Genomic DNA, 25,874 nt, shown 5'->3' on the forward strand with positions numbered 1-25,874 from the left:
GCTGTCCCGCGACGCTCCTGAGCATCATTGAAAATTCCGCCCCTTCGGCATGACCTCTTCCGCCTTTCCCGACAACGTCGCGATGTCCCGTCGCGCAGCCGCGTCGGGCGTCACTTCCTCCAGCAACACCGTCAGCCAGGGCGTCAAATCCTCGATCTTCTCGGCGACGATGTGGACGACATCCGATTCCGACTGCAATTTGCCGGTGACCTTGACGAAGCGCGCGCCCATGACGATGGGCCGGAAGCGGTCGAAGGTCCGCTCCCAGAAGATGACGTTGGCGACCGCCTCGTCATCCTCCAGCGTCAGGAAGACCGCATTGCCCTTGCCGGGGCGCTGCCGCACCAGAACGAGCCCGGCGACCGAGACGCGCCGTCCGTCGCGTACGGAGCCCAGCCTGGCATTGGGCGTGACCCCGGCCCGGTCGAGCCGCTCGCGCAGGAAGGCGACCGGGTGCGCCTTCAAGGAGAGGCCGAGCGAGCGATAATCGTGGATGACATGCTCGCCGAGCGGCATTTTCGGCAGCTTCGTCTCCGGCTCCAGCTCGCGTAGCCGCAGCGCCGGCTGGTCGAAAAGCGGCAGCTTTTCGGCGGCACTCTTGCCGTCGAGGGCGCGCACCGCCCAAAGTGCGGCGCGGCGGTCGAGGCCGAGCGAGCGGAAGGCATCGGCCTGCGCCAGTCTTTCGATCTCGGCGACATCGAGGCCGGAGCGCAGCCAGACATCCCGGACGGATGCGTAGCCTGAACCGCGCCGCTCGACGAAGGCGTCCATGCGCTCCTTGGAAAGTCCCTTGATCTGCCTGAAGCCGAGCCGCACCGCGTGCTGCGTCGCGATGACGCCGCGCATTTCGGCATGGCGCGGCAGGATGCGGGCCGGGTCGAAAGCCGCCTGCTCCAGCGTGCAGTCCCAGACCGAGAAATTGACGTCGACCTCGCGGATGTCGACGCCATGGTCGCGCGCATCACGAACAAGCTGGGCCGGTTGGTAAAACCCCATGGGCTGTGAATTCAGGATCGCGGCGCAGAACACGTCGGGATAGAAGGTCTTGAACCAGCAGGAGGCATAGACCAGCAGCGCGAAGGAGGCGGCATGGCTTTCGGGAAAGCCATATTCGCCAAAACCCTCGATCTGCTTGAAGCAGCGCTCGGCGAAGTCCCGGGTGTAGCCCTTGCCGACCATGCCGTCGATCATGCGCCGGCGGTAATTGCCGATCGTGCCGGTGCGCTTGAAGGTTGCCATGGCGCGGCGCAACTCGTCGGCCTCGCCCGGCTTGAAGCCACCGGCCACGATGGCGATGTTCATCGCCTGTTCCTGGAACAGAGGAACGCCCAGCGTCTTGCGGAGGATCGCCTCCAGCTCCGGTTTCTGATACTCGGGCTGCTCCTTGCCTTGCCGGCGGCGCAGATAGGGGTGGACCATGTCACCCTGGATCGGACCGGGCCGCACGATCGCCACCTCGATGACGAGGTCATAGAATTTTTTTGGTTTGAGACGCGGCAGCATCGACATCTGCGCGCGCGATTCGATCTGGAAGACGCCGATCGTGTCGGCGCGGCCGATCATCTTATAGACCTGCTCGTCCTCTTCCGGCAGGGTGGCAAGGACATAGGGCTGCCCGTAAGGGTCTCGCGCCTGCGGATAATGCTCAGTCAGCAGAGTGAAGGCGCGCTTCAGGCAGGTCAGCATGCCGAGTGCCAGAACGTCGACCTTGAGGATCTTGACCGCGTCGAGATCGTCCTTGTCCCATTCGACCATCTTGCGTTCCTCCATCGCCGTCTTGACGATGGGGACGATCTCGTCGAGCCGGTCGCGGGTGATAACGAAGCCGCCGACATGCTGGGAGAGGTGACGGGGAAAGCCCATGATCTCGTTGGCGCGCTCCATCACATGTCGCGATATGGGATCGGCGCGGTCGAGGCCGCCGGCCCGGGCTTCCTTCTCGCCAAGCTCCGAGGTCGACCAGCCCCAGATCGAGCCGGAGAGCGATGCCCTGACATCCTCGGACAGGCCCATCGCCTTCGACACTTCGCGCAGCGCCGAGCGGCCGCGATAGCTGATGACGGCGGCGGCCAGCGCGGTGCGCTTGGAGCTGTATTTCTCGTAGATATATTGGATGACCGTCTCGCGCTTTTCATGCTCGAAATCGACGTCGATGTCGGGCGGCTCGTTTCTCTCCTCGGAAATGAAGCGTTCGAACAGCGTATCGATCCGATCCGGCCCGACCTCGGTGATGCCGATGCAGAAGCAGACGACTGAATTGGCGGCCGAACCGCGTCCCTGGCAGAGAATGTCCTGGCTGCGGGCGAATGTGACGATGTCGTGGACGGTCAGGAAATAACGGGCATAGTTCAGGCGCTCGATGAGGGCGAGCTCTTCCTCGATGCGCTTCGTCACCGATTGCGGCACGCCCGAGGGATAGCGCCTGGCCGCCCCCTCCCGTGCCAGCCTTTCCAGCTCCGCCTGCGGGCCGAGGCCCGATTGCGTCGGCTCGTCGGGGTAATTGTACTGAAGGTCGCTGAGCGAGAAGGTCAATTCCTGCGCGAAGCGCAGCGTCTCGGCCAGCGCGTCGGGATGCCTGCGGAACAGGCGCGCCATCTCCAGCGGCGGCTTCAGATGACGTTCGGCATTCGCCGTGAGTTCCAGCCCGACCTCCGAAACGGGAATGTTGAGGCGGATCGCGGTCAGCACGTCCTGCAGCGGGCGGCGTTCGGCCGTGTGGTAGAGAACGTCGTTGGTCGCCATCAAGGGCAGGCCGGCACTCTCGGCCAGCGCCGCCGCCTGCTCGATCCTGAAGCGGTCGTTTCCCGCATAGTCGGGCGAAACGCCAAGCCGCAGGCTTTCGCCGAAACGGTGCTTGAGCTCGCCAAGCAGGGCCAGTGTGCCCTCGGCCCCCGTCGTCAGGTCGGGCAGGACCGCCAGCGACATCAGATCGCCCCATTCCAGAAGGTCGCTGCGCCTCAAAAAGGTCGCGCCCTTTTCGGTCTCCTCGCGCAGATTGGCTTGCGTGAGCATGCGGCACAGATGCCCCCAGCCCTTGCGGTTCTGCGGATAGGCGAGAATATCAGGCGTGCCGTCGCAGAAAACCAGCCGGCAGCCGGGGTGGTAGGCAAACGTCTCGACCTTGGCCTGCTGCCAGGCGCGCACCACGCCCGCCACCGTGTTGCGGTCGGCGAGCCCGATCGCGGAGAACCCCATGAGCTTGGCCGCGACCACCAGCTCTTCCGGCTTGGAGGCGCCGCGCAGGAAGGAGAAATTCGACTGGATGCCGAATTCCGCATAGGGAATGGCGGTCAGCGCGTTCATGCGAAGACCCCGTGCAGGAACCAGCGCGGCGGGATTTCAGAGCCGCCATAGAGACCTTGCCGGTAGAGCCAGTAGCGGCGGCCGTCGGCATCCTCGATGCGGAAATAGTCACGTGTCGACGCCGCCTCGTCGCTCGAAAATTCACGCCACCATTCCGGCGCGATGCGTTCGGGCCCTTCTGCCCGGGTGACCCGGTAGAGCGCGCGCCGCCAGCGGAAATTCAGCGGCGGTCCCTCGGGCATTTCGGTGGCCGGCACCTCGATCGGCTCGGGCGAGCGGAAAAGCCGGATCGGCCGCTCCGGCGGGAAGATGGTCATCGGCGCCTCAATCCTGTCCGGTTTCTTCGGCGGCGTGGTGCGGCGCGGGGTTTCCGTGAAGGGGATGGTGACGACGGCACGCTCGGGCAGATGGCTTTCCACGGCGACCGGCTTGAGAACCGCTCCCTCGCCGAGCCGGGCGCGGATGCGGTCGGCGAACAGCGCGATATCGGCGCCGTCGTCGGTCGTTTCGCCTGTCAGGTCGGCCTGCGGCATGTCGAAGGCCGCCGCCGCCAGCACCGAGAGCCGCACCAGGTCGAAGCCATAGCCGGCATCGATATGCTGCTCGAGGGCGGCCAGCCGCTCATGGAACAATTTCTGGATCAGCCGGGGTTCGCGCATCGGCCGCGACGTGCCGAGCGCGATGCGGCTGACGGCGCCGTCGACGCGGAACAAGAGCAGCGCCAGGCTTCTCGCGCCTTCGCCGCGCCGCTCGAGGTCGATCTTCAGGGTCGTCGCCAGCATGCCCACCAGCCGTTCTATGTCCTCTGTCAGCGTGACGGGCTCGGCCAAATGGCGTTCGACCGAAAGCGGCGCGACGGGCAGGCGCGGCGACACCGCTTCGTCGAGACGGCCGAGCGCCTGGTCGAGGCGCAAGAGCAGGGAGGCGCCGAAGCGGCGGGCGAGCGGCGCGCGCGGCGCGGCCAGGACCGCGCCCGCCGTGCGCAGGCCCACGCTTTCCAGGCTGGCGCGGGTTTCCGGCGCGATACGCAGCGCCGCCAACGGCAAGGGCGCCAGAAGCGCTTCCTCCTCGCCGCCGGCAACGATGCGGTCGCCGCAGAACCGCGCCGCCGCCCAGGCGGCGCCGGGCGTCGCGGCAAGCCCGGCGCGGACGTCGAAGCCCTGATGGAAGAAGCGCGACAGGATCTCGTCCAGCATGGTGCGTTCGCCGCCGAAAAGATGGGTGCAGCCGGTGACGTCGAGGAACAGGCCGTCGGTCCCGTCGAGCGCCACCAGCGGGGTATAGCGGTCGCACCAGTCGGCAAGGCCTTCGAGCAGGCGCCGGTCGGCTTCGGCATCGGCCTCCATTATGTCGATCGACGGATGCATGGCGCGCGCATCGGCGATGCCCATGCCGGGCTTCAGATGCAGCGCCTCAGCCCGCTCGTCGAGGGCTAAGATGCGCTGCGCGTTGCTGTCGCGATGGCTGATCACCAGCGGCCGGTGATCCGACGGCCGGGAACGCCAGGACCGCCCCAGGCGCTGCCGCAGGATCCGTTCGGCCGCGAGATAGGGAAACCACAGGGACAGGATTCTTTGCTCGTTCTTCCCCGGCCCTTCTTTCCCCAATCCTTCTTTCATCGAATATGCGTTCATCGGGGTTCCACTCCAATATGAATTGTCCTGGCAGGGCCGTGCGGCTCTTGCCGATGCTGATGGTGAAGGCGGGGCGGCCGATCGAGCCGGCAAGCGGCCCGGCCACCGTGTCGCGCGGCCCTGCCGGCGCCGCCGAGACGATGAGGCGGACGGGCGCCGCCGTCGGTTCGGGTTCGGCCGCCTGCCGCAGCAGGAAGACCGGTCGGCCGGCGCTCTGCGCGCGGGCGTGCAGCCGGCGCGTCGCGGTCAGGTCCAGCCGCTGCGGATTGCCGCGGACTTCAAGGATGACGGCGGCGAGCGCCGTCATGCGGGCCGCCTCCTCGGCGACCCACAGCGCATCGGCGAGCCGTGGCGCCTCGGAAAACAGCAATTGCTCCGGCTCGATGCCGAAGGCGGCGTGGAGGCCCCGGGCATAGGGAAAGCCCGCCTCGCGAAAAACCTCCTGGGTGCCGATCCACAGCACCGGCGATCGCGGCCCTTGCTTGAGGATCAGGCTGGGCTTGAGGATCAGGCTGGCGAGCGACAGGGCGAAGCCGGCGACGGCGCCGGCATCGCGGGTCTCGACGCCATGGATTTCGCTCAAGGCCGCTTTCGGCAGGCCGCCGCCCAAATTGCCGCCCCAATCGCCACCGAGGGCGGCATCGAGACGGCCGATGCCGGTGCGCAGGAAAGCATCCGGCCTGGCCACGGCGATGCCGCGCCGGACCACGGTGCGGTCCGCGTCGGCCATGCCGGCGCCGGAAGCCGCGCCGGCCGGCGCCTGCAGGCGCTCGGGCAGCGTTCCCTCGATTTTCGAGATCTGGCGGCGCAGGGCAAAAACAGTCTCCCGCGCCACGGCGGTCATCGCCATGACGGTCAGCTTCCACTCACAATTGTTCCTGTTATGTTCCTATTGATTCCAGAGGCGACCCGAAGAGTCAAGCAGACTCATGGGGAATTTATTCCTCTTCAATAAGAAGGTTCAACGCGGGTCGGCAAAGCCGGTCAGCGCCGCAAGCCATGCGAAACGGCTCCCCGGCGCCGTAAGCAATTCCCCGGGGTTGGCCGCCGCGTCATTTGCCGATTGTGGCGCGAAAGCCTATATGCCGGGATCAAAGGACAAAGCATGGCCCGCATCTACAAGACCCGCATTTGGCACGACCAGCTTTCGCCGTCGATGGACGAGATAGAGTTCCTGGCGCTAGAGGCCTACGCCCATCTGCCCGAGGATTTTCGCAAGCTGACCGGCGAGATCGTCATCCAGATCGCCGAATTCCCCACCGACGAGATCATGGACGACCTGTCGCTGGAAACCCCCTTCGACCTGCTCGGCCTGTTCGAGGGACGCGGCATTGCCGAGCGCTGGAACCCGCAGACCGGCGAAGGCCCGAACCGCATCACGCTCTACCGCCGCGCCATCCTCGACTACTGGGCCGAGAACGAGGAGACCTTGGGCGACATCGTCACCCATGTGCTCATCCACGAGATCGGCCACCATTTTGGCCTGTCGGACGACGATATGGAGAAGATCGAAGAGGCAGCCGAGTAGGCCCCTTCAGCGCTTTCGCCTACCAGTCGCTGAGCTTGGTGTCCGGCCCGTATTCCTGGCCCTCGACATCCTTCACCACGGCCTGGCCGCAGCGCATGGTCTTGGTCTTCTTGTCGTAGGCGTAGGTGGGCGAGCCGAACAGGTGCCAGCCCTTGTTCAGCGCCGCCGTCACCTTGTGACAGAAGCTGGCGTCGTCCGGAGCGGTGAGAAAGCGGTAGAGTTTCATCATTCAATTCCTGTCGTCAGTCCATCGCCCGCGATCGGCAATCCAACACGGCACATCATGCGCCGACGGCCGCCGTCTTCGCCAGCAGTTTTTCGGCCTGCGCAAGGTGCAGCCGTTCGACCATCCTTCCCTCCAGCGCAATCACGTTCTTGCCGGTGTTTTCCGGAAGCGCAAAGGCCTGCTTCACTGCGCGGGCCTTGGCCACCGCCTCCGCCGATGGCGCAAAGGCGCGGTTCGCCGCCTCGATCTGGGCGGGATGGATGAGCGTCTTGCCGTCGAAGCCCATGGCGGCCGCTTCCGTGCATTCGCGGCTGAAAGCATCGAGCGCGCGAAAATCGTTGAAGACCCCGTCGACGATATCGAGGTCGCCGGCACGCGCCGCCAGCACCATCTGCATCAGCCACGGCAGGAGATAACGCCGGTCCGGCGTCGCCAGAATGCCGGTGTCCTTGGTCAGGTCATTCGTTCCGGCAACGAAACAATCAAGCCGTGAGGCAGGATCGCGGCCAAGTTCGGCGATGGCGCCGACATTGAGCACGGCCTTGGGTGTCTCGATCATCGCCCATAGTTTCACGCTGTCGGGAACGGAATTGTCGTCGAGCACGTCACCGGCCTCGAGCACGTCGCGGGGCGTGTCGACCTTGGCCAGCAGGATGCCGTCCGGCTCCGCCTTGGCCGCCGCCAGCAGGTCGGCGCCACCCCATTCACTCGAGAGCGCATTGATGCGCACCACCATCTCGCAGCGCCGGCCACTATGGTTGGTATCAGGACGACTGCTGAAGATGCCGGCCAGTCTTTCGCGCGCCACGGCCTTGTCGGCCGGGGCGACGGCATCCTCCAGGTCGATGATGACGGTGTCGCAGACAAGCTGCGCCATCTTGGCCAGCGCCTTGTCGTTCGAGGCGGGGACATAGAGCACCGAGCGGCGCGGGCGGTAGGGATCGGTCGTCATGCCAAATCTATGCCGCCTGCCGCGGGTTGAGGCAAGGGAGCAGGCGGCATCGCGCGGCGCTCTACCGGCGCTACCGACATGGGGCTCGGCATCGTGCTGGCCCTCCTGAAAGCGCAGGATGGCACGATCAGGCCGGTTGACTCCGAGCGCGGCACGCGCTTCGAGATTGTTTTGCCGGTCGCGTAAGGACGCCGGCAGCGATCGGAGAAAAAAGTGCGCTACGACATTGTCATCATCGGCGGAGCCATCGTCGGCTCCTCGATCGCCTATTATCTGCGCGAGGAGGGCTTTTCCGGCAGGATCGCGCTGGTCGAGCGCGACCCGCAATTTTCCCATGCGGCGACGACGCTATCCATGGCCTCGATCCGCCAGCAATTCTCGATTCCGGAAAACATCCGCCTGTCGCAATTCACGCTGAAACTGTTCCGTCGGCTGAAGGAAGAATTCGGCGCCGACGCCGACATCGGTTTTCGCGAGGGCGGCTATCTTATTCTCGCCGGCGAGGCCGGGCTGCCGATCCTCAGGGCCAACCACGAGGCACAGCTTGCCGAAGGCGCCGACATTTTGCTGGAGGACGCCGAACAGCTCGTGCGCCGTTTCCCTTGGCTGTCGGCCGAGGGCATCACCGCCGGCGCCTATGGCCGCAGCGGCGAGGGCTGGTTCGACGCGCATGCCATGCTGACGCTGTTCCGCAAGGCGTTGCGGGAGAAGAAGATCGACTTCATCAACGCTTCGGTCACCGGCATCGAGCGGCAGGGTGCCCGCGTTACCGGCGTCAGCCTCGACAATGGCGAACGGCTCGAGGCGGGCATCCTCATCAATGCCGCAGGGCCGAATGCCGGTAAGGTCGCCGCACTCGCCGGGCTGGCGCTGCCGGTCGAGCCGCGCAAGCGCAACGTGTTCGTCTTCGAGGCGCGTGAGAAATATTCCGACATGCCGCTGCTGGTCGATCCCTCCGGCATCTATGTCAGGCCGGAAGGCTCGGTCTATCTCACCGGCGGCGCCGAGCCGGAAGAGGGCGACGGCCCGGCCGATGCCGCCGATTTCGACGTCGACTGGCCGCTGTTCGAAGAGGTGATCTGGCCGGTGCTGGCGACCCGCATCCCGGCCTTCGAGGCAATCAAGCCGACGCGCGCCTGGGCCGGTCATTACGACTACAACACGCTCGACCAGAACGCGGTGATCGGCCCGCATCCCGAAGTCGGCAATTTCCTCTTCGCCAACGGCTTTTCCGGCCACGGCCTGCAGCAGGCGCCCGCCGTCGGCAAGGCGCTGGCCGAGCTGATCGTCCATGGCGGCTACCGCACGGTCGATTGCTCGCCCTTTGGCTACGAACGCGTGGCCGAGGGGCGGGCGTTCCGCGAATTGAATGTGATTTGAGGCGAGTTTAGGGTCCTCTTTGACGCTGACATCAAGGGGGGTCTGCACCGCCACCAGTCGGCTAACCCGCCACTCGGCTTCCCGCACCCAAATACGCCTGTAGCCAGCTCAGCACGCGTCCCCAGCCCTCGGCATGTTCGGCTGCCGCTTCGCTCAGTCCGGCAAAGCCGCCATGGCAGATGGTGAGGCGCGTGCCCGCGGCGGTTGGTTCCAGCAGCCAGGCGACCGTCGTTTGCCGGCGGCCAAGCGTCGGATGATCCCAGGCATAGGCCCTTGTCTGCACGATCCGGCGCGGCACCTCGATATCGAGGAATTCCCCGTTGGCCGGCAGCTCGCTGCCGTCGGCTCCACGGACCGTGACAGTCCATCGGCCGCCGGCGCGAAGGTCTGCCGACCATTTTACCATCCGACAGGTGTCGGCGGATCCCCACCATTGTTCGACCTCGTCGGTGATCAGCGCGCGGAAAACGCGCTCGGCCGGCGCGCCGATCTCGGCCTGGGCCATCACGGTCTCGCCATTGGTCATGCTCTGCACGGTTGACGTTGGCATTGGGACAAGCAACATCGATGCCTCCGGAGGATTATTTCGGCTCGGAAACGATTTTTTCAGCCTTTCGACGCCGGCCGCGATAGGCCCCGCCCGGTTTCGAGCAGGCTTTTCAGGCTCGACAGGACGAGCGGCCAGCCCTTGCCGACATGCTCCAGCAGCTTGTGCGGGCCGTCGGCCGCGTGGGTGATGGCTAGCTTCATCATGTCGCCCTCCTGCTCGATGACAAAGGTGCAGGTGGTGTAGCCATCGGCCTTCACGTCCGGCATGAACTCATTGCGCCATTTGATCACCAGGCGCCTTGGCGGATCGATCTCGAGGATCTCGCCGCTATCGGTCACCCGACCGTCGGCATAGACCATCTTCCACGCCGAGCCCTTTCTCCAGTCGCTCTGCATGCGGGCGCCGAGAAAATATTGCTCGTGAAATTCCGGATCGGTCAGCGCTTCCCAAAGCTTCTCGGGCGTGGTGCGGATGTAGGTCACATAAACGAAGGCATTGCTCATCGATCTTCCCTTTCGAGGCGTCTCTTCAGATCGCTGAGGGCAGAGAGCCGCCCCCGCTCGAATTTGCCGATCCAGCGCTCGGCGATCTCGTTGATCGGAACCGGGTTGAGGTAGTGCTCCTTCTCGCGCCCCTTGCGGATTGTGGTGACGAGGTTTGCCTCCTCTAGGATCGCCAGGTGCTTGGTCACCGCCTGGCGCGTCATATCCATCTCAGCGCACAGCCCGTTCAGCGTCTGCCCGTTCCTGTCATGAAGGCTGTCCAGCAATTGCCGGCGGGTCGGGTCGGCCAAAGCGCGAAAGACGGCGTCCATGCTCATGGCTTTAATATGCAACCATTTGGTTGCGTGTCAAGCGCGACATGTCATGCCAACGGCTGCTGGATCCGGCCACAGGAAAAAAATGTCAGCGCGTGCGGGAGAACCAGAAGGCGTCGGCCATGCGCATCATGCCGATGCGTTCGTAGAAGCCGACGGCGTCGGGCACGGAAACCAGGCTGATGGCGACGGACGGGCCGAGCTGCCGCCGCGCCTCGTCCATCAGTCCCTTGCCGATGCCGAGCCCCTGCGCCGATCCGGAAACGGCGAGATCGGAGATGTAGCAGACCCAGGAGAAGTCCGTCACGGCCCTGATGACGCCGACCAGCGGCTTGCCTTCGATATCCAGCCGCGCGGTCAGCACCAGATTGGCGCCCGACAGCATCGCCCGCAGCCTGTCGGCATCATCGACGGGACGGATCTCGCCAAGGCCGGAGTCCACCAGCACGCGGCGGAATTCGGCGACGTCGAGCGCGGGTTCGCGGGCATAGAGGATTTTTTCAGCCATCACAGCCAGACTGCACCATCGGGCCGCGAATTCGAAGCCGTTTGTGCGGCACCCGTGCCGACGCGCGCGAACACCTGCCTTTTATTTGTCGCCGGCTTTGTGTAAACCGGGCGCCAGCAATCCCCCGCAATGCCAGGAAGACGGGCAAAGACCATGGAAAAATTCACCAAGCTCACCGGCGTCGCCGCGCCCATGCCGATCGTCAATGTCGACACCGACATGATCATCCCCAAGGATTATCTCAAGACGATCAAGCGCACCGGGCTCGGCAGCGGCCTGTTCGCCGAGATGCGCTACAGGGACGACGGTTCGGAGAATCCGGATTTCGTGCTCAACAAGCCGGCCTACCGCAAGGCGCAGATCCTTGTCGCCGGCGACAATTTCGGCTGCGGCTCCTCGCGCGAGCACGCGCCGTGGGCGCTGCTCGATTTCGGCATACGCTGTGTCATCTCGACCTCTTTCGCCGACATCTTCTACAACAACTGCTTCAAGAACGGCGTGCTGCCCATAACCGTCAGCCCCGAGGATCTCGACAAGCTGATGGACGACGCTTCGCGCGGCTCCAACGCCACCTTGTCGATCGACCTCGAGGCCAAGGAGATTCGCGGGCCCGACGGCGGCGTGGTCAAGTTTGACCTCGATGACTTCAAGCGCCATTGCCTGCTGAACGGCCTCGACGATATCGGCCTGACCATGGAGAAGGCCGGCGCCATCGCTTCGTTCGAGAAGAAGAACGCCGAGCTGCGCCCCTGGGCCTGAGTGGCGCGGCTGACGACATCGGCCCGGCCGTCGCTGGCCGGGTTTGCGGCGGCTGAAGGAGGAACAGTCATGACACGCCCGCTTCTTGCCAGCGCCTGCGCCCTGGCCATGACCGTGGCGACGATGGCCGGCGCGCATGCGCAGGCCGAGACGCCAGAGGCGCAGCCACCGGCGGCAAGCGAGACGCCGGCCACAGACCAGGGAGCCGCCGACGTTTCCGACGACGACAAACAGGCGCCGGTCCCGTTCGAGGGCGGCCAGTTCACCATCACCCAGCAGGAACAGTATGGCGAGAAGGTGCTTGCCTATGACGGCAAGCAGCTGGCCAGCAATTACGACGTCTTCTTCGACAAGATCGTCGAGGTCGGCGGCGTCAAGGTGGCGCTGTTCGACGTCGGCGACGGCGGCAATCAGTGCGGGCCGGCGACGGTGATCGTCTGGAAACCGGAAGGCGCGGAGATCCAGAGCACCACCGTCGAGCAGGACGAGTGCGGCGCGCCGCCCACGGCCGTCTCCGACAGCGCCATCTATTTCGTGCCTTATCTCCTGCCCGGCGATTCGAAACCGGCATTGCAGTGGTCGCCGACATCGGGGCTGACGATCTCCGGCAATTTGACCTACATGCCCGAACCCGGCACCGACTGGAAGGACATTGATCCGTCGAAATACGACAACATCATCGATGCCTTCCACAATGAGGCCGTCTACAAGGCGGCCGAGGCGCTGCTCGGCAGGGACATGCCCGACATGGCGACCAGCCTGCTGGTCGGCGGCGGCACTGAAAAGACCGCGTCCGGCGCCTTCTACGCCAGCGGCTGCGTGCCGCACGATTGCGGCGGCAATGACGGCTTCATGGCGGTCGACCCGGGCCAGCACAAGCTCTATTTCGCTCGCCGCGGCGAGAACGGCCAGCCGGATGCATGGCCGCCGGCAAAGGACTGGCCGGCCGACGTGAAGCAAGCGCTCGACAAGGCGATGAGCGCGGCGAATTAACTCTCTCAGGTCGCCACCTCGCCTTCGTCATCCTCGGGCTTGACCCGAGGATCCATGCCGTGACCTCAGCCGAGGTGCGTAGCGGTCAGAAGGGTCCTTTTGGCAGGGTAGAAGACTATTCCGCACCGTAGTCGCTCTCGGAAGGAACGGCATGGATCCTAGGGTCTGCGCTTCCGCTTCGCTTCAGCTCCGCCCTAGGATGACGAAGAAAAGGGCGGCTCCATCCTCTTCTAAATATGCAGCGCGTGTCCCAGCGCCTTCAGGGCCGCTTCCTGGAAGCCTTCGCCCTGTGTCGGATGGGCATGGATGGTGCCGGCGATGTCCTCCAGCCGCGCGCCCATTTCGAGCGCCAGGCCGAAGGCCGTCGACAGTTCCGACACGCTTTGGCCGACCGCCTGGATGCCCAGCACCAGATGATTGTCCGCGCGGGCGACGACGCGGACAAAGCCATCCTCGCCAAGCCTGGTCATCGCGCGGCCATTGGCGGCGAAGGGAAACATCCCGATCTTGATTTCGCCGCCGAGCGCCTTGGCCTCTTCGGGCGACAGGCCGACGGTGACCAGCTCCGGATCGGTGAAGCAGACAGCGGGGATAGCCCGCTTGTCCCAGCTCCGCTTATGGCCGGCGACGATTTCGGCGACCATCTCGCCTTGCGCCATCGCCCGGTGCGCCAGCATCGGCTCGCCGGTGACGTCGCCAATGGCAAAGATGCCACGCATGGAAGTCCGGCACTGCTCGTCGATGCGGATGAATCGCCCCGACATGTCGAGGTCGATCTGGTCGAGCCCCCACCCTTCCGTCACCGGCTTGCGGCCGACCGTGACCAGGATCTTGTCGACGGCGATCCTCGCATCCTTGCCATCCGGGGTCTCGACAAGCAGCGCATCGCCTTTCGTCGACAGGCCCTTGGCCTTGGCGCCTGGCATTATTTCGATGCCGAGTGCCGCCAGCCGCTTGACCACCGGCCGCGTCAGTTCGGCGTCATACTGCGCCAGCACGCGCGGCAAGGCCTCGACCACGGTCACCGCCGCGCCCAGCTTGGCGAAGGCCGTGCCGAGCTCCAGGCCGATATAGCCGCCGCCGACCACCGCCAGCCGCTGCGGCACTTCTTTCAGCGCCAGCGCTTCCGTCGACGAGATCACCGGCCCGCCGAACGGCAGGAACGGCAACTCGACCGGCGCCGAGCCGGTGGCGATCACCACCTTTTCGGCGCGGATCACCTGGCTTCCGGTCTCGGTCTCGACCGCGACCGTCTTGCCGTCTCGGAACGTCGCCCAGCCGTGCACGGTCTTCACCCCGGCCTTCTTGAGCAGGCCGGCGACGCCGCTGTTCAGCCGGCTAACGATGCCGTCCTTCCAGGCCACCGTCTTGCCCAGATCCAGCGCCGGAGCGGCCAACGAAATGCCGAGCGGATTCTTGCCGCCCGCCATCTGCGCGACCTTCTCGAACTCCTCCGCTGCATGGATCAGCGCCTTGGAGGGAATGCAGCCGACATTGAGGCAGGTGCCGCCCGGCTTGCCAGCCTCGACGATGACGGTGTCGACGCCGAGCTGCCCGGCCCGGATGGCTGAGATATAGCCGCCCGGCCCGGCGCCGATGACGAGCAGCTTGCAGGAGATTTCTTTCATGTGGTCCTCGTTGCTGAGCACGGGGATTCTGGCGGGCAGGCGGTCCACGGCGACGAATGTCGGGAATTCAAGGGCAGACCTTGGCGATTGGCTAGGGCCGCGCGGAGTTCGTCATCCCAGGGCGAAGCAGGAGCGAAGCTCCGTCGCGGAGACCCTGGGATCCATGCCGTGATGTCGAGGCGCCGCACCGGTGCGAACTTCTGCTCGGCGGCGCCATTCGGCATGGGTCGCGGCATGGATCCTCGGGTCAAGCCCGAGGATGACGAAGGCGAGGAGGCGACTTCCGTATCCATACTATTATTCCACGAAAATCAGCGCCGGCGTTTCCAGGAGCGTCTTGATGCGCTGGATGAACACCGCCGCGTCCCAGCCGTCGATGACGCGATGGTCGAAGCTCGACGACAGGTTCATCATCTTGCGCGGGATGAACTGGGTGCCGTCCCATACCGGCCGCACCATCATCTTGTTGACGCCGAGGATCGCCACTTCCGGGTGGTTGATGACCGGCGTAGTCGCCACGCCGCCCATCGCGCCGAGCGAGGTGATGGTAATGGTCGAGCCGGAGAGCTCGTCGCGTGTCGCGGTTCCCGATTTCGCCGCCTCGGCCAGCCTGACGACCTCGGCGCCGCATTCCCAGATGTCCAGCGCTTCGGCGTGCTTGACGACCGGCACCACCAGTCCCGACGGCGTCTGCGCGGCGATGCCGATATGGATGCCGCCATGCTGGTGGATGATGCCGGCCTCGTCGTCGAACAGCGCATTGAGGCTGGGCTGGTCCGCGATCGCCCTGACCATCGCGCGCATCAGGAACGGCAGCAGCGTCAGCTTGGGCCTTTCAGCTCCCTTGGCCGCCCGCTTCTCCTTGTTGAGCGCGGCGCGCAACTCCTCCAGCGCGGTGACGTCGATCTCCTCGACATAGGTGATGTGCGGGATGCGCGATTTGGCCAGCGCCATCTTCTCGGCGATCTTGCGCCGCAAGCCCACCACCTTGATGTCCTCGACGGCATCGTTGCGGGCGAGGCCGGATACCTTGGCCATTTGCGGCCCGCGCGCCAGGAACGCCTCGATATCCTCATGGCCGATGCGGCCGGCCGGGCCGCTTCCCTGGACCTGCCGGAGGTCGATGCCCGCTTCCTTCGCACGCAGCCGCACGGCCGGCGACGCCAGCGGCCTTTCACCCTCCGGGCGAGGAGCGCCGGAGACGGAAGGCTGTCTGATGTTTTTCGAGATTGCCGGAGCGGGTTTCACGTCCGGCTCGCCGGCCTTTAGCGAAGGCTTTGCGGGCGGGACGGCGGTCTCGGGCTTCGGGGTCGGTAACTTCGCTGGAGGTTCGGCAGCCAGGGCCTCGCCGCTTTGCGTCGTCGCATTGCCCTCCCCGGCCACCTTCAGCCGCACGATGGGCGAGCCGATCGCCACCGTGTCGCCGATCTCGGCACCCAGCCACAGGATCTCGCCATCGACGGGGGAAGGGATCTCGACCGTCGCCTTGTCGGTCATCACGGCGGCAAGCATCATGTCCTCGCGCACGATGTCGCCGACCTTGACATGCCATTCGACGAGTTCCGCCTCGGCGACGCCCTCGCCGACATCGGGCAGCTTGATGATGTGTTCGCCCATGTCTGGCCTCCCCGTTCTAGGCTTCCAATGTTTCCATAAGCGCCCGGCCGACGCGGGCCGGTCCGGGGAAATAGTCCCATTCCTGCGCATGCGGATAGGGCGTGTCCCAGCCGGCGACGCGGGCCACCGGCGCCTCCAGATGGTAGAAGCAGTTTTCCTGCACCAGCGCGACCAGCTCCGCGCCGAAGCCGGAGGTCAGCGTCGCCTCGTGCACCACGACGCAGCGCCCGGTCTTCTTCACCGAGGCCACGATGGTGTCGAGGTCGAGCGGCAACAGCGTCCTGAGATCGATGATCTCGGCGTCGATGCCGGTCTCCTCGGCCGCCGCCTGCGCGACATAGACCATGGTGCCGTAGGCGAGCACCGTGACGGCGGAGCCGGCCCGGCGGATCGCCGCCTTGCCGAGCGGCACGGTGTAGTGGCCGTCGGCGACCTCGCCCAGCTCATGCTTCGACCACGGCGTCACCGGCCGGTCGTGATGGCCGTCGAAAGGGCCGTTGTAGAGCCGCTTCGGCTCAAGGAAGATGACCGGGTCGGGATCTTCGATAGCGGCGATCAGCAGCCCCTTGGCGTCATGCGGGTTCGAGGGCACGACGGTCTTCAGCCCCGACACATGGGTGAACAGCGCTTCCGGGCTTTGGCTGTGGGTCTGGCCGCCGAAAATGCCGCCGCCGGTCGGCATGCGCACGACTATAGGGCAGGTGAAATCGCCGTTGGAGCGGTAGCGCAGCCTCGCGGCTTCCTGGGTCAGCTGGTCGTAGGCCGGATACATGTAGTCGGCAAACTGGATTTCCACGCAGGGCTTCAGCCCGTAGGCGGCCATGCCGATGGCCGAGCCCACAATGCCGGATTCGTTGATCGGCGCGTCGAAGCAGCGGCTCTTGCCGTATTTCGCCTGCAGGCCTTGCGTGCAGCGGAACACGCCGCCGAAAAAGCCGACATCCTCGCCGAACACGACGACTTTGGCGTCGCGCCCCATCGACACGTCCATCGCGTCGCGAATGGCCTCGATCATGGTCCGCCTCGGCATGGCTCAGACCCCCGCCTGCTGGCGCTGGCGCCGCAGATGCGGCGGCATCTCGGCATAGAGGCCCTCGAACATGTCGCGCGTCGACGGCTTGCCGCCGGCGTGCAGCGTGCCGTGGCTTTCGGCCTCCTTCTGCGCCGCGATCACCGTGTCGAGGATTTCCGCTTCGGCCTGCTTGTGCCGCTCCTCCGACCAGACGCCGAGCCGGATGAGATGGTTCTTCAGCCGAACCACCGGGTCGCCGAGCGGCCAGGCGTCGGATTCGGTCTTCGGCCGGTAGGCCGAGGGATCGTCGGAGCTCGAATGCGCGCCGGCGCGGTAGGTGACATATTCGACCAGAGTCGGCCCGAGATTCTGCCGCGCCCGCTCCGCCGCCCATTTCGCCACGGCGTGGACGGCCAGATAGTCGTTGCCGTCGACGCGCAGCGCCGGGATGCCGAAGCCGAGGCCCCGAGCCGCGAAAGTGCCCGAACCGCCGCGCGCTATGCCTTGAAAGGTCGAGATCGCCCACTGGTTGTTGACGACGTTGAGCACCACCGGCGCCTTGTAGGTGGAGGCGAACACCAGCGCCGAATGGAAGTCGGATTCCGCGGTCGAGCCGTCGCCGATCCAGGCCGCCGCGATACGCGAATCGTTCGAGATGGCCGAGGCCATCGCCCAGCCGACCGCCTGGATATACTGCGTCGCCAGATTGCCCGAGATCGAGAAGAAGCCGTGCTCCTTCGAGGAGTACATGATCGGCAGCTGCCGGCCTTTCAGCGGGTCGGCCTCGTTGGAATAGATCTGGTTCATCATCGTGACCATCGGGTAGCCATCGGCGATGAGCAGCCCGGCCTGCCGATAGGTCGGAAAATTCATGTCGCCGGGGGCGAGCGCCTTGCGGAAGGCGCAGCTCACCGCCTCTTCGCCCAGATGCTGCATGTAGAAGGAGGTCTTGCCCTGCCGCTGCGCCATCTGCATGCGCGCGTCGAAGGTCCTCAGCGTCATCATGTGGCGCAGGCCTTCGAGCAGTTCCTCGTCGGAAAGCAGCCCCGCCCACGGCCCGACGGCTTCGCCGTTGCGGTTCAGCACGCGGATGATCGAAAAAGCCATGTCGCGGATGGTGCGCGGATCGACATCGATTTCGGGGCGCGGCACCGAGCCGGCAGCGGCGATGGTCACGTTGGAGAAATCAGGCGTGCCGCCCGGCCGTACCTCGGGCTCCGGAACATGGAAGCGCAACATCCCAGCATCGGCCATGACCTCTGTCCTCCAATGTTGCCTGATGTGGATATTCGCATATCGCCCCACCAGTGCCAATTCGTCGGGCAAGCCTCCGCGCATCGCGCCGACCACGCCGGCCGATGCAGCCCCCCCGCACCAGGATAAAGTATGTCCGCGAAATTTCTTGTCGATGTTGCGGTGCGGCGCGCAACTTGGCGCAAGATCGCAGCAGGTTTGCCGCCAGATGAGAGAATTGGGTGGCAAGACTTGGGTTCTCGGAGAGGAAAAGCGCGGGTTCGCCAAACCTGGCGCCCTTCCTCTCCCCCGTCGATCGGGGGCGAGGTGTCGAGCGAAGGCGACGGAGTGGGGGGCGATCTTCCCTCGAAGCAGTCCTTCGGAGTTGAACTGGAAAACGTTCACTCCGCCCCAACATCATGCTAACCACCCTCGATGGCACAGAAGAAAGCATACGAGGTGGATTCCTGGCTCGCGAAGCCCGATCCGCGCATGGCGATCGTGCTGCTCTATGGTCCCGATCGCGGCCTCGTCTCGGAGCGCGCCAAGGCTTTTGCGGCCGCGACCGGCCTGCCGCTCGACGACCCTTTCTCGGTGGTCAGGCTCGACGGCTCCGAAGTCGAGCGCGACGAGGGCCGCCTGCTCGACGAGGCGCGCACCGTGCCGATGTTTTCCGACCGGCGCCTGCTGTGGGTGCGCAATGCCGGCGGCCAGAAGGCGCTTGCCGACGACGTCAAGGCGCTGACGGCGGAGCCCGTGCGGGACGCGATCATCCTCATCGAGGCCGGCGATCTGAAGAAGGGCGTCGGGCTGCGCGCCGTCGTCGAGGCGGCCGACAACGCCATGGCGCTGCCCTGCTATGCCGACGAGGCCAGGGACATCGATGCCGTCATCGACGACGAGCTGCGCAAGATCGGCGCGACGATGACGCTTGAGGCAAGACAGGCGCTGCGCCGCAATCTCGGCGGCGACCGGCTGGCCTCGCGCGGCGAGATCGACAAGCTGCTGCTCTATGTCCATGGCCAGAAGGAAATCGGCCTCGACGACGTCAGGGCGATGTCCGGCGACGTGTCCGGCGCGTCCTTCGATGATGCCGTCGACGCGCTTCTCGAAGGCAAGGTCGGCGAGTTCGACACCGCCTTCACCCGCCATTGCCAGGCAGGCGGCCAGCCCTTCCTGGTGCTGTCCTCGGCGATGCGGCAGTTTCAGGCGATGCAGTCCATGCGCGGCCAGATGGAGGCCGGCGGCCGCAATGCCGCGTCGGTGGTGGCGGCGGCGCGCCCGCCGGTTTTCTTCTCGCGCCGCAAGCTGGTGGAGAAGGCGCTGGAACGCTGGAGCGTCGAGGCGCTCGGCCGCGCGCTGACCCGGCTGCAGACCGCCGTGCTGCAGACACGGCGAAGGCCGGACCTGTCGGTGGCGCTGGCTAGGCAGGCGCTGCTCGGCATCGCGGTGGAAAGCGCGAGGCTGGCGCAGCGTTAGGCCCTTTCGGCGCCGGGCGCCTGCCTCCGTTGGTCAATTCATTGTCATGGCGCCCACCGGCTCAAAGGTCGGCAGCGCCTGTGGAAAGACCAGCACCGCAGCGCCGTAGAGCAGCAGAGCGATACCCGACAGCTTCGCGATCCCATCTCCAGACGGCAGGATCTTTTCCGCGAATATAAGCAAGGTGACCACGGCCATTGCCGCAACGTTCATGATCCCGAGAGGAAAGAGGGCGAGAAACAAAAGCCAGCAGCAGCCCAGGCAGAAAAGTCCATGCTCCAGGCCCATGCGAACCGCGCCCCAGTAACCATCGCGCCATGAGGTCAGGATGAAGCCGATCGGCGTGCGGCATTTGGCCAGACACAGATCCTTCAGTGGGGAAAGTTGATAGGCGCCCCCAAGCATCAGCAGCGCGCCGCCGATACGCGCGGCCGTCGCCGTGGACAATCCCACATGCCCGGCAAGCATCTCCGCACCCGCCGCGCCGGCAAAAGCGATAACGCCCATCACGCCCCAGACCAGCATGTACCCGGCCACGAACACCCAGCTCGAGACAAAGGTCTCGCCCCGGCCCCGTTTGCCGGCCTGGACCCGGTGAAATGTCAGGATCATGGGCGCGGCCGTCGGAAACATCATGGCAATCATCATGATCATCCAGACGGCAAGAAACAGCGGCGCCTTCATGCCCATGGTGAGTGAGTACATTTCCATGCGCATGTCCGCGTCCATGCCCGTCTGCTGCCAGATAAGCAAGGTCCACGCCGCCGCCGCGATAGCGATCAGCAGCGCGAGAATGATGTATCGCTGCAACGTCTGCACCATGGACGAAGTACGTCCCGTACTCTGCGGCCAACGGCTACTGCTGGCCAGACCAATTGATTGGTGCGTAATGTCCGTTTCGACGGGAATTGTCCCAGCTCATGCCATGGTCGCTGAATGTGCTGCCTTCCGCCCCCATCGCCAAGGCGAGCCAGTCGGGATTGACGGGATGGCCGGTGGCCGCCCACATCTGCCCGTCCTCGCGCATCGTCGGCAGCGGCTCGACCGCCATCCGCATGACGCCGGCAATCTCCGCCGACCGCTTGTTGCCGTCTATCCGGTAGCTTATCGGCACCTTCTTGGCGCCGAGATTCGTGCCGATCATGGGTGCCAGCACCGCCATGGGGCCGCCCGCGACGCCAGTGAAGATGGCGCCTAGCGCCTCTGTCTGCCTGTCATCGGCCCGTTCGTCGATATAGGCGGCGGCCGTCCAATTGCCGTCTGCCATCGGACCCGGCGTGTGGGCAACCATGGCGACGCTCAGCCCATCCAACCGAACGTCGCCGTAACTGCCCGTATCGATATGAAAAACCAGACCGACGTCGCAAAAACCTTTCGTCGGCCTTGATGTCAGCTGCGCGTTGGTGGACAGCAGGCAAGGACACACGACATCGCAGCTACAGTTTTCGAAGTAACTTCCGGACAATTGCCAGCGGACTGCCATTTGCACCTCCCATTTGCGTCAGGCGCGCGTCGGCATGTCGCTTTGGCGAGGCGGTGCCATTTCACGCCTGTTGGAGGAATGGCAGATAGCCCTCGCCGCGACTGATCGGCACGCCAGGGCAATTCATTTAAGCCTTGTCTAATAGAGGTTACGCCGTTGCCGGGCACTGTCAAGCCGCGAGCGCGGCTGGCGACAGATACTGATGGCGCGGCTTTTTCGCCGATCGCCGACGCTCAAACGAAAGGGTTGGCGGACAGCCAAGCCCTCGTTTTTCCTGCGTTGTAGCTTCCGCTTTGTTAAAGTTCGCCGGCTAACTACCGCTCTTGTTTCAATCTCCGACACAGCTCGTCAAGCTGCTCCAGCGTCCGGTACGCCACGCGAATCTCGCCGCCTTTGTTCGTGTGGTCGATGGTCACGATCATGCCGAGCGTGCCGGTCATCAGCTTTTCCAGCGCCAGCGTGTCGGCGTCTTTTTCCGGCGCGCTTTTCGCCTGCTTCGGCTTGGCCGGCGTCCCGGCCGGCATCTGCGCCAGCGCTTCGGCCTGGCGCACCGAGAAGCCTTCCTCGACGATGCGCTTGGCAAGCCCCGCCGGGTCCTCCGCCGTCACCAGCGTGCGGGCATGGCCCGCCGACAAGACTCCGTCGACCAGCATGTCGCGGATCACGTCGGGCAGCTTCAACAGCCGCAGCGTGTTGGCGACATGGCTGCGGCTTTTGCCGATGACCTGGCCGAGATCGGCCTGGGTGTAGCCGTGATCATCGATGAGCTGCTGATAGCCGAGCGCTTCCTCGACCGGGTTGAGGTCGGCGCGCTGGACGTTCTCGATGATTGCCAGTTCCAGCGCCGTGCGGTCGTTGACCTCGCGCACGATGACCGGGATCTCGGTCAATCCGGCGCGTTGCGCGGCACGCCAGCGCCGCTCGCCGGCGATGATCTCGTAGCGCCCGGCCTGTGCCGGCGAAGGCCGCGCCACCACCGGCTGCACCACGCCATGCTCGCGGATCGATTGCGCCAGGTCGGTCAGCTCGGCGTCGCCGAAATGCCGGCGCGGGTTTTTCGGATTGGGCGTCAGGAACTCGATCGGCACCTTGCCGTCGGCACTCATGCCAGGCTTCTCCGGCGCGCTCGGACGGTCGATCTCGCCGATCAGCGCCGCCAGCCCGCGGCCCAGTCTTTTTCTCGAAAGGTCTTCGCTCATTTCGGTTCCAGATTGTTTCGGTGTCGAATCGGCTTTTGCCCCATGCGCGGCCGCTTGTTAAGCGGCGCGTAATTTACGCTCGCGGCGGATCACTTCCGAGGCAAGCTGCAGATAAGCCTGGCTGCCGGAGCATTTGAGGTCGTAGAGGATCGCCGGTTTGCCGTAGGACGGCGCTTCCGACACCCGCACATTGCGCGGAATGATGGTCTCATAGACCTTGTCCCCCATATGCTCGCGCACGTCCTGCACCACCTGGTTGGCGAGGTTGTTGCGGCCGTCATACATGGTCAGAACGATGCCCTGGATGGTGAGATCCGGGTTGATCGAGCGGCGCACCTGCTCGACGGTTTCGAGCAGCTGGCTGAGACCTTCCAGCGCGAAGAACTCGCATTGCAGCGGCACCAGAACGGAATCGGCCGCCGCCATCGAATTCAAGGTCAAGAGATTGAGCGACGGCGGACAGTCGATCAGCACATAGCCAAACCCGGCCGAACGCCCAGATGCGGCGCGCAGGGCGTTGCGCAGCCGCAGCACCCGGTCCGGCGCCGAGGCGATCTCCATCTCGATGCCGAGCAGGTCGAGCGTCGACGGAACGATCGACAGGCCGGGCACCGCCGTAGGGATCGCCGCCTCCTCCAGCTCCAGCTCGCCGGTCAGCACGTCATAGGACGACACCGTGCGGTCCTTGCGGTCGATGCCGAGGCCGGTGCTGGCATTGCCTTGCGGATCGAGGTCGACGATCAGCACCTTCTCGCCGATCGCCGCCAGCGCGGTGGCCAGGTTGATGGCAGTGGTGGTCTTGCCGACACCGCCCTTCTGATTGGCTACGGTGATGATTCGGGGGCCGTTCTTCATCATGGGTCTATGCCAGGAATTCATTTTGGGTCGCCAACACGGATTCGGACAGGTCTTTGTTCAGACAGGTCGCACATTGGACAGTTCAAGGATGACACCGCCAGGGTCGGTCATGCTTGGATGTTCTACCAGATCGAAGCTCCAGCGGTTAACGCTTTCTTGCACTTCGGCGCGGTAATCCCGGCCTTTGTGGAACAGCCCCCGCGCGCCCGATGTCAGCCACGGCCCCGCCAGCTCAACCAAGGTCGAAAGCGGCGCCAGCGCCCGCGCCGTGACGATTTCCGGTGCCGCGACAAGCGCATGGCTCTCGTCGATGCGGCGCGCCACGACACGCGCCGGCAGGCCGAACTGGCCGACGACGGTTTGCAGGAATCCCGCTTTCTTGCGATTGCTTTCGACCAGATCGATGCTGGCGCCGTCACGCTCGGCAAGCAGGAACGCCAGCACCAGTCCCGGAAATCCGCCGCCCGAGCCGATATCGACCCATCGCCGCGCTTTATCCTCGATTCGCCAGAGCTGCGCGCTGTCCAGTATGTGGCGTTGCCAGACATCGCCTGCCGTCGACTGCGCGACGAGATTGATGCTGCGGTTCCATTTCTGGAACATCTCTTCGAACGCCACCAGGCGATCGAATGTTTCACGTGAAACCGAACCGGCGGCGTTGCGCAGGCTCTCCCAGGAAGCAGCGCTCACGCGACGTCCCTTTGCGCGCTCTCAGAATGCCTGATATGAGCGACGATGATGGCCAGCGCCGCTGGCGTCATGCCTTCCATGCGCTGCGCATCTGCAACCGAACGCGGCCGCCGTGCATGCATCTTCTGCTTCAGCTCGTTCGACAGTCCCGGCACCTCGGCGAAGTCGAGCGTCTCGGGGATGAGCCGGCTTTCCTCGTGCCGGATCTGGGCGACGTCGCTCTTCTGGCGATCGAGATAAACCGAATATTTCGCTTCCGTTTCGAGGCGCTCCGCCGTCCTGGCGTCGATCGTCCCGAAATTCCCATCGATCCGGGCCAGCCAGGCCACATCGACGCCGGAATAGGCGAGCAGTTCATAGGCGGATCTGCGCACGCCGTCGCGATTGACCTCCAGCCCGTGTCGCGCCGCCTCGTTGGGTGTCAGCTTGACGCCGAGCGCCAGCCGGCGCGCTTCGTCGAGGCGCTGCTCCACCTCGCCGAAGCGCCGCATCCGCCCGGCTGACGCCATACCCAGACTTGCAGCCAGCGGCGTCAGCCGCTCGTCGGCATTGTCGGCGCGCAGCGAAAGCCGGAATTCGGCGCGCGAGGTGAACATGCGGTAGGGCTCGCTGATGCCGCGGCTGGTCAGATCGTCGACCATCACGCCGATATAGGCTTCGGTGCGGCTGAGCACGACCTGCTCGCTGCCCGACGCCCGCCTTGCGGCATTGAGGCCCGCCAGCAGGCCTTGCGCGGCGGCCTCCTCATAGCCGGTCGTGCCGTTGATCTGCCCGGCAAGGAACAGGCCGCCGACGCGCTTGGTCTCCAGCGTCGGGTTGAGCTCGCGCGGGTCGACATGGTCGTATTCGATGGCATAGCCGGGCTGCAGCATCACCGCGCGTTCCAGCCCCGGAATGGTCTTCAGGATTTCGAGCTGCACCTCCTCCGGCAGCGAGGTCGAGATGCCGTTCGGGTAGACCGTGTCGTCGTCCAGGCCTTCCGGTTCGAGAAAAATCTGGTGGCCTTCGCGGTCGCCGAACTTGACGATCTTGTCTTCGATCGACGGACAGTAGCGGGGCCCGACGCCTTCGATCGAACCCGAATACATGGCCGAGCGCCCGAGATTGGCGCGGATCAGCTCATGCGTAGCCGCGGTCGTGCGCGTGATGCCGCACTCGATCTGCGGCGTCTCGATGCGGTCGGTCATCAGCGAGAACGGCACCGGATCGTCATCCGCCGCCTGGCTTTCAAGCGACGCCCAGTCGATGGTTCGCCCGTCGAGGCGCGGCGGCGTGCCGGTCTTCAGGCGGCCGAGCTTGAAGCCCGCGCGGCTCATCGTCGCCGACAGCCCAAGGCTCGCCTGTTCGTTCATGCGGCCGGCGACGATCTTCCTCTCGCCGATATGGATCAGCCCGCGCAGGAAGGTTCCGGTGGTCAGGACCACCGCGCCGCAGGCAAGGCGCCGGCCGTCGGCCAGGATAACGGCGCGCAGGCACCCCGGATCGTCGATGTCGAAATCGAGCACCTCGCCCTCGACCACGTCGAGATCGTTCTGCTCGCGAATCGCTTCCTGCATGGCGAGCCGGTAAAGCTTTCGGTCGGCCTGGGTGCGCGGGCCGCGCACGGCTGGCCCCTTGCGCCGGTTGAGCAGGCGAAACTGGATGCCGGCGGCATCCGCCACCCGGCCCATCAGCCCGTCCATGGCATCGATCTCGCGCACCAGATGGCCCTTGCCGAGCCCGCCGATGGCCGGATTGCAGGACATGACGCCGATCGTGTCGAAACGCAGCGTCACCAGCGCTGTCCTGGCGCCAGCACGCGCAGCCGCGCTGGCCGCCTCGCTGCCCGCATGGCCGCCACCCACCACAACCACATCATAGTGATCGGTCATTTCAAACGCCCTGGATTCGAAGTTTGGTGGAGAGATGTCCCCGCAGCGGGACGGTGTCAAGAAACTTCGCGGGAGTTTCACGTGAAACAGGACGGCGAACTTCGTTGCGTGTTTCACGTGAGTCAAACGCTAAGGTCAGCTGGCGACTGGTTCG

24 protein-coding genes are annotated in these 25,874 nt (G+C 65.3%); 5 read left to right on the top strand and 19 right to left on the bottom strand.

Annotation, left to right across the window (positions count from 1 at the left end):
• Nucleotides 1–24: 24 nt before the first annotated feature.
• The 3 genes from LB532_RS02815 to LB532_RS02825 are packed head-to-tail and all read right to left on the bottom strand — an operon-like array spanning nucleotide 25 to nucleotide 5,787.
• A complete protein-coding gene (locus tag LB532_RS02815) occupies nucleotides 25–3,303 on the bottom strand; it encodes an error-prone DNA polymerase (protein WP_140639509.1) in 3,279 nt (1,092 codons plus the stop codon).
• Nucleotides 3,300–4,775 (bottom strand): DUF6504 family protein, encoded by a 1,476-nt coding sequence (locus LB532_RS02820; RefSeq protein ID WP_140639508.1) that lies wholly within the window; start codon nucleotides 4,773–4,775, stop codon nucleotides 3,300–3,302. Before LB532_RS02820 ends, LB532_RS02815 begins: the two co-directional genes overlap by 4 nt.
• Nucleotides 4,717–5,787, bottom strand: coding sequence for an ImuA family protein (locus LB532_RS02825; RefSeq protein ID WP_140639507.1), 1,071 nt, complete (start codon nucleotides 5,785–5,787; stop codon nucleotides 4,717–4,719). The genes LB532_RS02820 and LB532_RS02825 overlap by 59 nt, the downstream gene beginning before the upstream one ends.
• 255 nt (nucleotides 5,788–6,042) lie before the next feature.
• Here LB532_RS02825 and LB532_RS02830 point away from each other — a divergent pair, with 255 nt between their 5' ends.
• Nucleotides 6,043–6,465 (top strand): metallopeptidase family protein, encoded by a 423-nt coding sequence (locus LB532_RS02830; RefSeq protein ID WP_140491980.1) that lies wholly within the window; start codon nucleotides 6,043–6,045, stop codon nucleotides 6,463–6,465.
• A gap of 19 nt (nucleotides 6,466–6,484) precedes the next feature.
• Here LB532_RS02830 and LB532_RS02835 read toward each other — a convergent pair whose 3' ends face one another.
• Both LB532_RS02835 and LB532_RS02840 read right to left on the bottom strand, forming a co-directional pair.
• Nucleotides 6,485–6,691 carry a DUF1737 domain-containing protein gene (locus LB532_RS02835; protein ID WP_140493464.1) on the bottom strand — a complete coding sequence of 69 codons (207 nt, stop codon included), beginning with the start codon at nucleotides 6,689–6,691 and terminating at the stop codon, nucleotides 6,485–6,487.
• A 55-nt stretch (nucleotides 6,692–6,746) separates the two neighbouring features.
• On the bottom strand, nucleotides 6,747–7,643 hold the full coding sequence (locus LB532_RS02840; RefSeq protein ID WP_140639506.1) for an HpcH/HpaI aldolase/citrate lyase family protein: 897 nt from the start codon (nucleotides 7,641–7,643) through the stop codon (nucleotides 6,747–6,749).
• Between the two features lie 213 nt (nucleotides 7,644–7,856).
• On the opposite strand from LB532_RS02840, the gene LB532_RS02850 reads away from it, so the two are divergent.
• The gene (locus tag LB532_RS02850; RefSeq protein WP_140639505.1) at nucleotides 7,857–9,023 is read left to right on the top strand and encodes an NAD(P)/FAD-dependent oxidoreductase; all 1,167 of its coding nucleotides are present in this window, start codon (nucleotides 7,857–7,859) and stop codon (nucleotides 9,021–9,023) included.
• Between the two features lie 61 nt (nucleotides 9,024–9,084).
• Here LB532_RS02850 and LB532_RS02855 read toward each other — a convergent pair whose 3' ends face one another.
• The 4 genes from LB532_RS02855 to LB532_RS02870 form a co-directional block, all read right to left on the bottom strand.
• Nucleotides 9,085–9,588, bottom strand: a complete 504-nt coding sequence (locus LB532_RS02855; RefSeq protein ID WP_140639504.1) for an SRPBCC domain-containing protein — start codon at nucleotides 9,586–9,588, stop codon at nucleotides 9,085–9,087.
• A gap of 41 nt (nucleotides 9,589–9,629) precedes the next feature.
• Entirely contained in the window at nucleotides 9,630–10,076 is a 447-nt protein-coding gene (locus LB532_RS02860) for an SRPBCC family protein (protein WP_140639503.1), read from the bottom strand.
• Nucleotides 10,073–10,387: an ArsR/SmtB family transcription factor gene (locus tag LB532_RS02865; protein WP_181169354.1), complete on the bottom strand. Its 315-nt coding sequence runs from the start codon at nucleotides 10,385–10,387 to the stop codon at nucleotides 10,073–10,075. Before LB532_RS02865 ends, LB532_RS02860 begins: the two co-directional genes overlap by 4 nt.
• A gap of 91 nt (nucleotides 10,388–10,478) precedes the next feature.
• Nucleotides 10,479–10,898, bottom strand: a complete 420-nt coding sequence (locus tag LB532_RS02870) for a GNAT family N-acetyltransferase (protein ID WP_140639501.1) — start codon at nucleotides 10,896–10,898, stop codon at nucleotides 10,479–10,481.
• Nucleotides 10,899–11,051: 153 nt separating this feature from the next.
• Between LB532_RS02870 and leuD the strand changes: the two genes are divergently transcribed.
• Both leuD and LB532_RS02880 read left to right on the top strand, forming a co-directional pair.
• Nucleotides 11,052–11,657 (top strand): 3-isopropylmalate dehydratase small subunit, encoded by a 606-nt coding sequence (leuD, locus tag LB532_RS02875; protein ID WP_140639500.1) that lies wholly within the window; start codon nucleotides 11,052–11,054, stop codon nucleotides 11,655–11,657.
• A 69-nt stretch (nucleotides 11,658–11,726) separates the two neighbouring features.
• Nucleotides 11,727–12,650: a hypothetical protein gene (locus LB532_RS02880; protein ID WP_140639499.1), complete on the top strand. Its 924-nt coding sequence runs from the start codon at nucleotides 11,727–11,729 to the stop codon at nucleotides 12,648–12,650.
• Between the two features lie 230 nt (nucleotides 12,651–12,880).
• Here LB532_RS02880 and lpdA read toward each other — a convergent pair whose 3' ends face one another.
• The 4 genes from lpdA to LB532_RS02900 form a co-directional block, all read right to left on the bottom strand.
• A complete protein-coding gene (gene lpdA, locus LB532_RS02885) occupies nucleotides 12,881–14,278 on the bottom strand; it encodes a dihydrolipoyl dehydrogenase (RefSeq protein WP_140639498.1) in 1,398 nt (465 codons plus the stop codon).
• 297 nt (nucleotides 14,279–14,575) lie between these two features.
• Nucleotides 14,576–15,895, bottom strand: a complete 1,320-nt coding sequence (locus LB532_RS02890) for a dihydrolipoamide acetyltransferase family protein (protein ID WP_140639497.1) — start codon at nucleotides 15,893–15,895, stop codon at nucleotides 14,576–14,578.
• 16 nt (nucleotides 15,896–15,911) lie between these two features.
• A complete protein-coding gene (locus LB532_RS02895; protein ID WP_140639496.1) occupies nucleotides 15,912–16,925 on the bottom strand; it encodes an alpha-ketoacid dehydrogenase subunit beta in 1,014 nt (337 codons plus the stop codon).
• A gap of 3 nt (nucleotides 16,926–16,928) precedes the next feature.
• A complete protein-coding gene (locus tag LB532_RS02900; RefSeq protein ID WP_140639495.1) occupies nucleotides 16,929–18,161 on the bottom strand; it encodes a 3-methyl-2-oxobutanoate dehydrogenase (2-methylpropanoyl-transferring) subunit alpha in 1,233 nt (410 codons plus the stop codon).
• Between the two features lie 414 nt (nucleotides 18,162–18,575).
• Between LB532_RS02900 and holA the strand changes: the two genes are divergently transcribed.
• A complete protein-coding gene (gene holA / locus LB532_RS02905; protein WP_140639494.1) occupies nucleotides 18,576–19,619 on the top strand; it encodes a DNA polymerase III subunit delta in 1,044 nt (347 codons plus the stop codon).
• A 33-nt stretch (nucleotides 19,620–19,652) separates the two neighbouring features.
• On the opposite strand, the gene LB532_RS02910 is transcribed toward holA, so the two are convergent.
• The 6 genes from LB532_RS02910 to mnmG form a co-directional block, all read right to left on the bottom strand.
• Nucleotides 19,653–20,441: a DUF2182 domain-containing protein gene (locus LB532_RS02910; protein ID WP_140639493.1), complete on the bottom strand. Its 789-nt coding sequence runs from the start codon at nucleotides 20,439–20,441 to the stop codon at nucleotides 19,653–19,655.
• A gap of 34 nt (nucleotides 20,442–20,475) precedes the next feature.
• Nucleotides 20,476–21,102: a DUF1326 domain-containing protein gene (locus tag LB532_RS02915; protein WP_140639492.1), complete on the bottom strand. Its 627-nt coding sequence runs from the start codon at nucleotides 21,100–21,102 to the stop codon at nucleotides 20,476–20,478.
• Between the two features lie 314 nt (nucleotides 21,103–21,416).
• Nucleotides 21,417–22,301 (bottom strand): ParB/RepB/Spo0J family partition protein, encoded by an 885-nt coding sequence (locus LB532_RS02920; RefSeq protein WP_140639491.1) that lies wholly within the window; start codon nucleotides 22,299–22,301, stop codon nucleotides 21,417–21,419.
• A gap of 57 nt (nucleotides 22,302–22,358) precedes the next feature.
• Entirely contained in the window at nucleotides 22,359–23,159 is an 801-nt protein-coding gene (locus LB532_RS02925; protein WP_140639490.1) for a ParA family protein, read from the bottom strand.
• 57 nt (nucleotides 23,160–23,216) lie between these two features.
• On the bottom strand, nucleotides 23,217–23,849 hold the full coding sequence (gene rsmG / locus LB532_RS02930; RefSeq protein ID WP_140639489.1) for a 16S rRNA (guanine(527)-N(7))-methyltransferase RsmG: 633 nt from the start codon (nucleotides 23,847–23,849) through the stop codon (nucleotides 23,217–23,219).
• Nucleotides 23,846–25,720: a tRNA uridine-5-carboxymethylaminomethyl(34) synthesis enzyme MnmG gene (mnmG, locus tag LB532_RS02935; protein WP_140639488.1), complete on the bottom strand. Its 1,875-nt coding sequence runs from the start codon at nucleotides 25,718–25,720 to the stop codon at nucleotides 23,846–23,848. Before mnmG ends, rsmG begins: the two co-directional genes overlap by 4 nt.
• Nucleotides 25,721–25,874: the final 154 nt, after the last annotated feature.

Source organism: Mesorhizobium sp. ESP-6-2, assembly GCF_020164675.1.
Lineage (GTDB): Bacteria > Pseudomonadota > Alphaproteobacteria > Rhizobiales > Rhizobiaceae > Mesorhizobium.

Coding starts and splice junctions, on each gene's coding strand:
- LB532_RS02815 (WP_140639509.1), bottom strand. CDS start 3,303: ATGAACGCGCTGACCGCCATTCCCTATGCGGAATTCGGCATCCAGTCG.
- LB532_RS02825 (WP_140639507.1), bottom strand. CDS start 5,787: ATGGCGATGACCGCCGTGGCGCGGGAGACTGTTTTTGCCCTGCGCCGC.
- LB532_RS02830 (WP_140491980.1), top strand. CDS start 6,043: ATGGCCCGCATCTACAAGACCCGCATTTGGCACGACCAGCTTTCGCCG.
- LB532_RS02835 (WP_140493464.1), bottom strand. CDS start 6,691: ATGAAACTCTACCGCTTTCTCACCGCTCCGGACGACGCCAGCTTCTGT.
- LB532_RS02840 (WP_140639506.1), bottom strand. CDS start 7,643: ATGACGACCGATCCCTACCGCCCGCGCCGCTCGGTGCTCTATGTCCCC.
- LB532_RS02855 (WP_140639504.1), bottom strand. CDS start 9,588: ATGTTGCTTGTCCCAATGCCAACGTCAACCGTGCAGAGCATGACCAAT.
- LB532_RS02860 (WP_140639503.1), bottom strand. CDS start 10,076: ATGAGCAATGCCTTCGTTTATGTGACCTACATCCGCACCACGCCCGAG.
- LB532_RS02865 (WP_181169354.1), bottom strand. CDS start 10,387: ATGGACGCCGTCTTTCGCGCTTTGGCCGACCCGACCCGCCGGCAATTG.
- LB532_RS02870 (WP_140639501.1), bottom strand. CDS start 10,898: ATGGCTGAAAAAATCCTCTATGCCCGCGAACCCGCGCTCGACGTCGCC.
- leuD (WP_140639500.1), top strand. CDS start 11,052: ATGGAAAAATTCACCAAGCTCACCGGCGTCGCCGCGCCCATGCCGATC.
- LB532_RS02880 (WP_140639499.1), top strand. CDS start 11,727: ATGACACGCCCGCTTCTTGCCAGCGCCTGCGCCCTGGCCATGACCGTG.
- lpdA (WP_140639498.1), bottom strand. CDS start 14,278: ATGAAAGAAATCTCCTGCAAGCTGCTCGTCATCGGCGCCGGGCCGGGC.
- LB532_RS02890 (WP_140639497.1), bottom strand. CDS start 15,895: ATGGGCGAACACATCATCAAGCTGCCCGATGTCGGCGAGGGCGTCGCC.
- LB532_RS02895 (WP_140639496.1), bottom strand. CDS start 16,925: ATGCCGAGGCGGACCATGATCGAGGCCATTCGCGACGCGATGGACGTG.
- LB532_RS02900 (WP_140639495.1), bottom strand. CDS start 18,161: ATGGCCGATGCTGGGATGTTGCGCTTCCATGTTCCGGAGCCCGAGGTA.
- holA (WP_140639494.1), top strand. CDS start 18,576: ATGGCACAGAAGAAAGCATACGAGGTGGATTCCTGGCTCGCGAAGCCC.
- LB532_RS02910 (WP_140639493.1), bottom strand. CDS start 20,441: ATGGTGCAGACGTTGCAGCGATACATCATTCTCGCGCTGCTGATCGCT.
- LB532_RS02915 (WP_140639492.1), bottom strand. CDS start 21,102: ATGGCAGTCCGCTGGCAATTGTCCGGAAGTTACTTCGAAAACTGTAGC.
- LB532_RS02920 (WP_140639491.1), bottom strand. CDS start 22,301: ATGAGCGAAGACCTTTCGAGAAAAAGACTGGGCCGCGGGCTGGCGGCG.
- LB532_RS02925 (WP_140639490.1), bottom strand. CDS start 23,159: ATGATGAAGAACGGCCCCCGAATCATCACCGTAGCCAATCAGAAGGGC.
- mnmG (WP_140639488.1), bottom strand. CDS start 25,720: ATGACCGATCACTATGATGTGGTTGTGGTGGGTGGCGGCCATGCGGGC.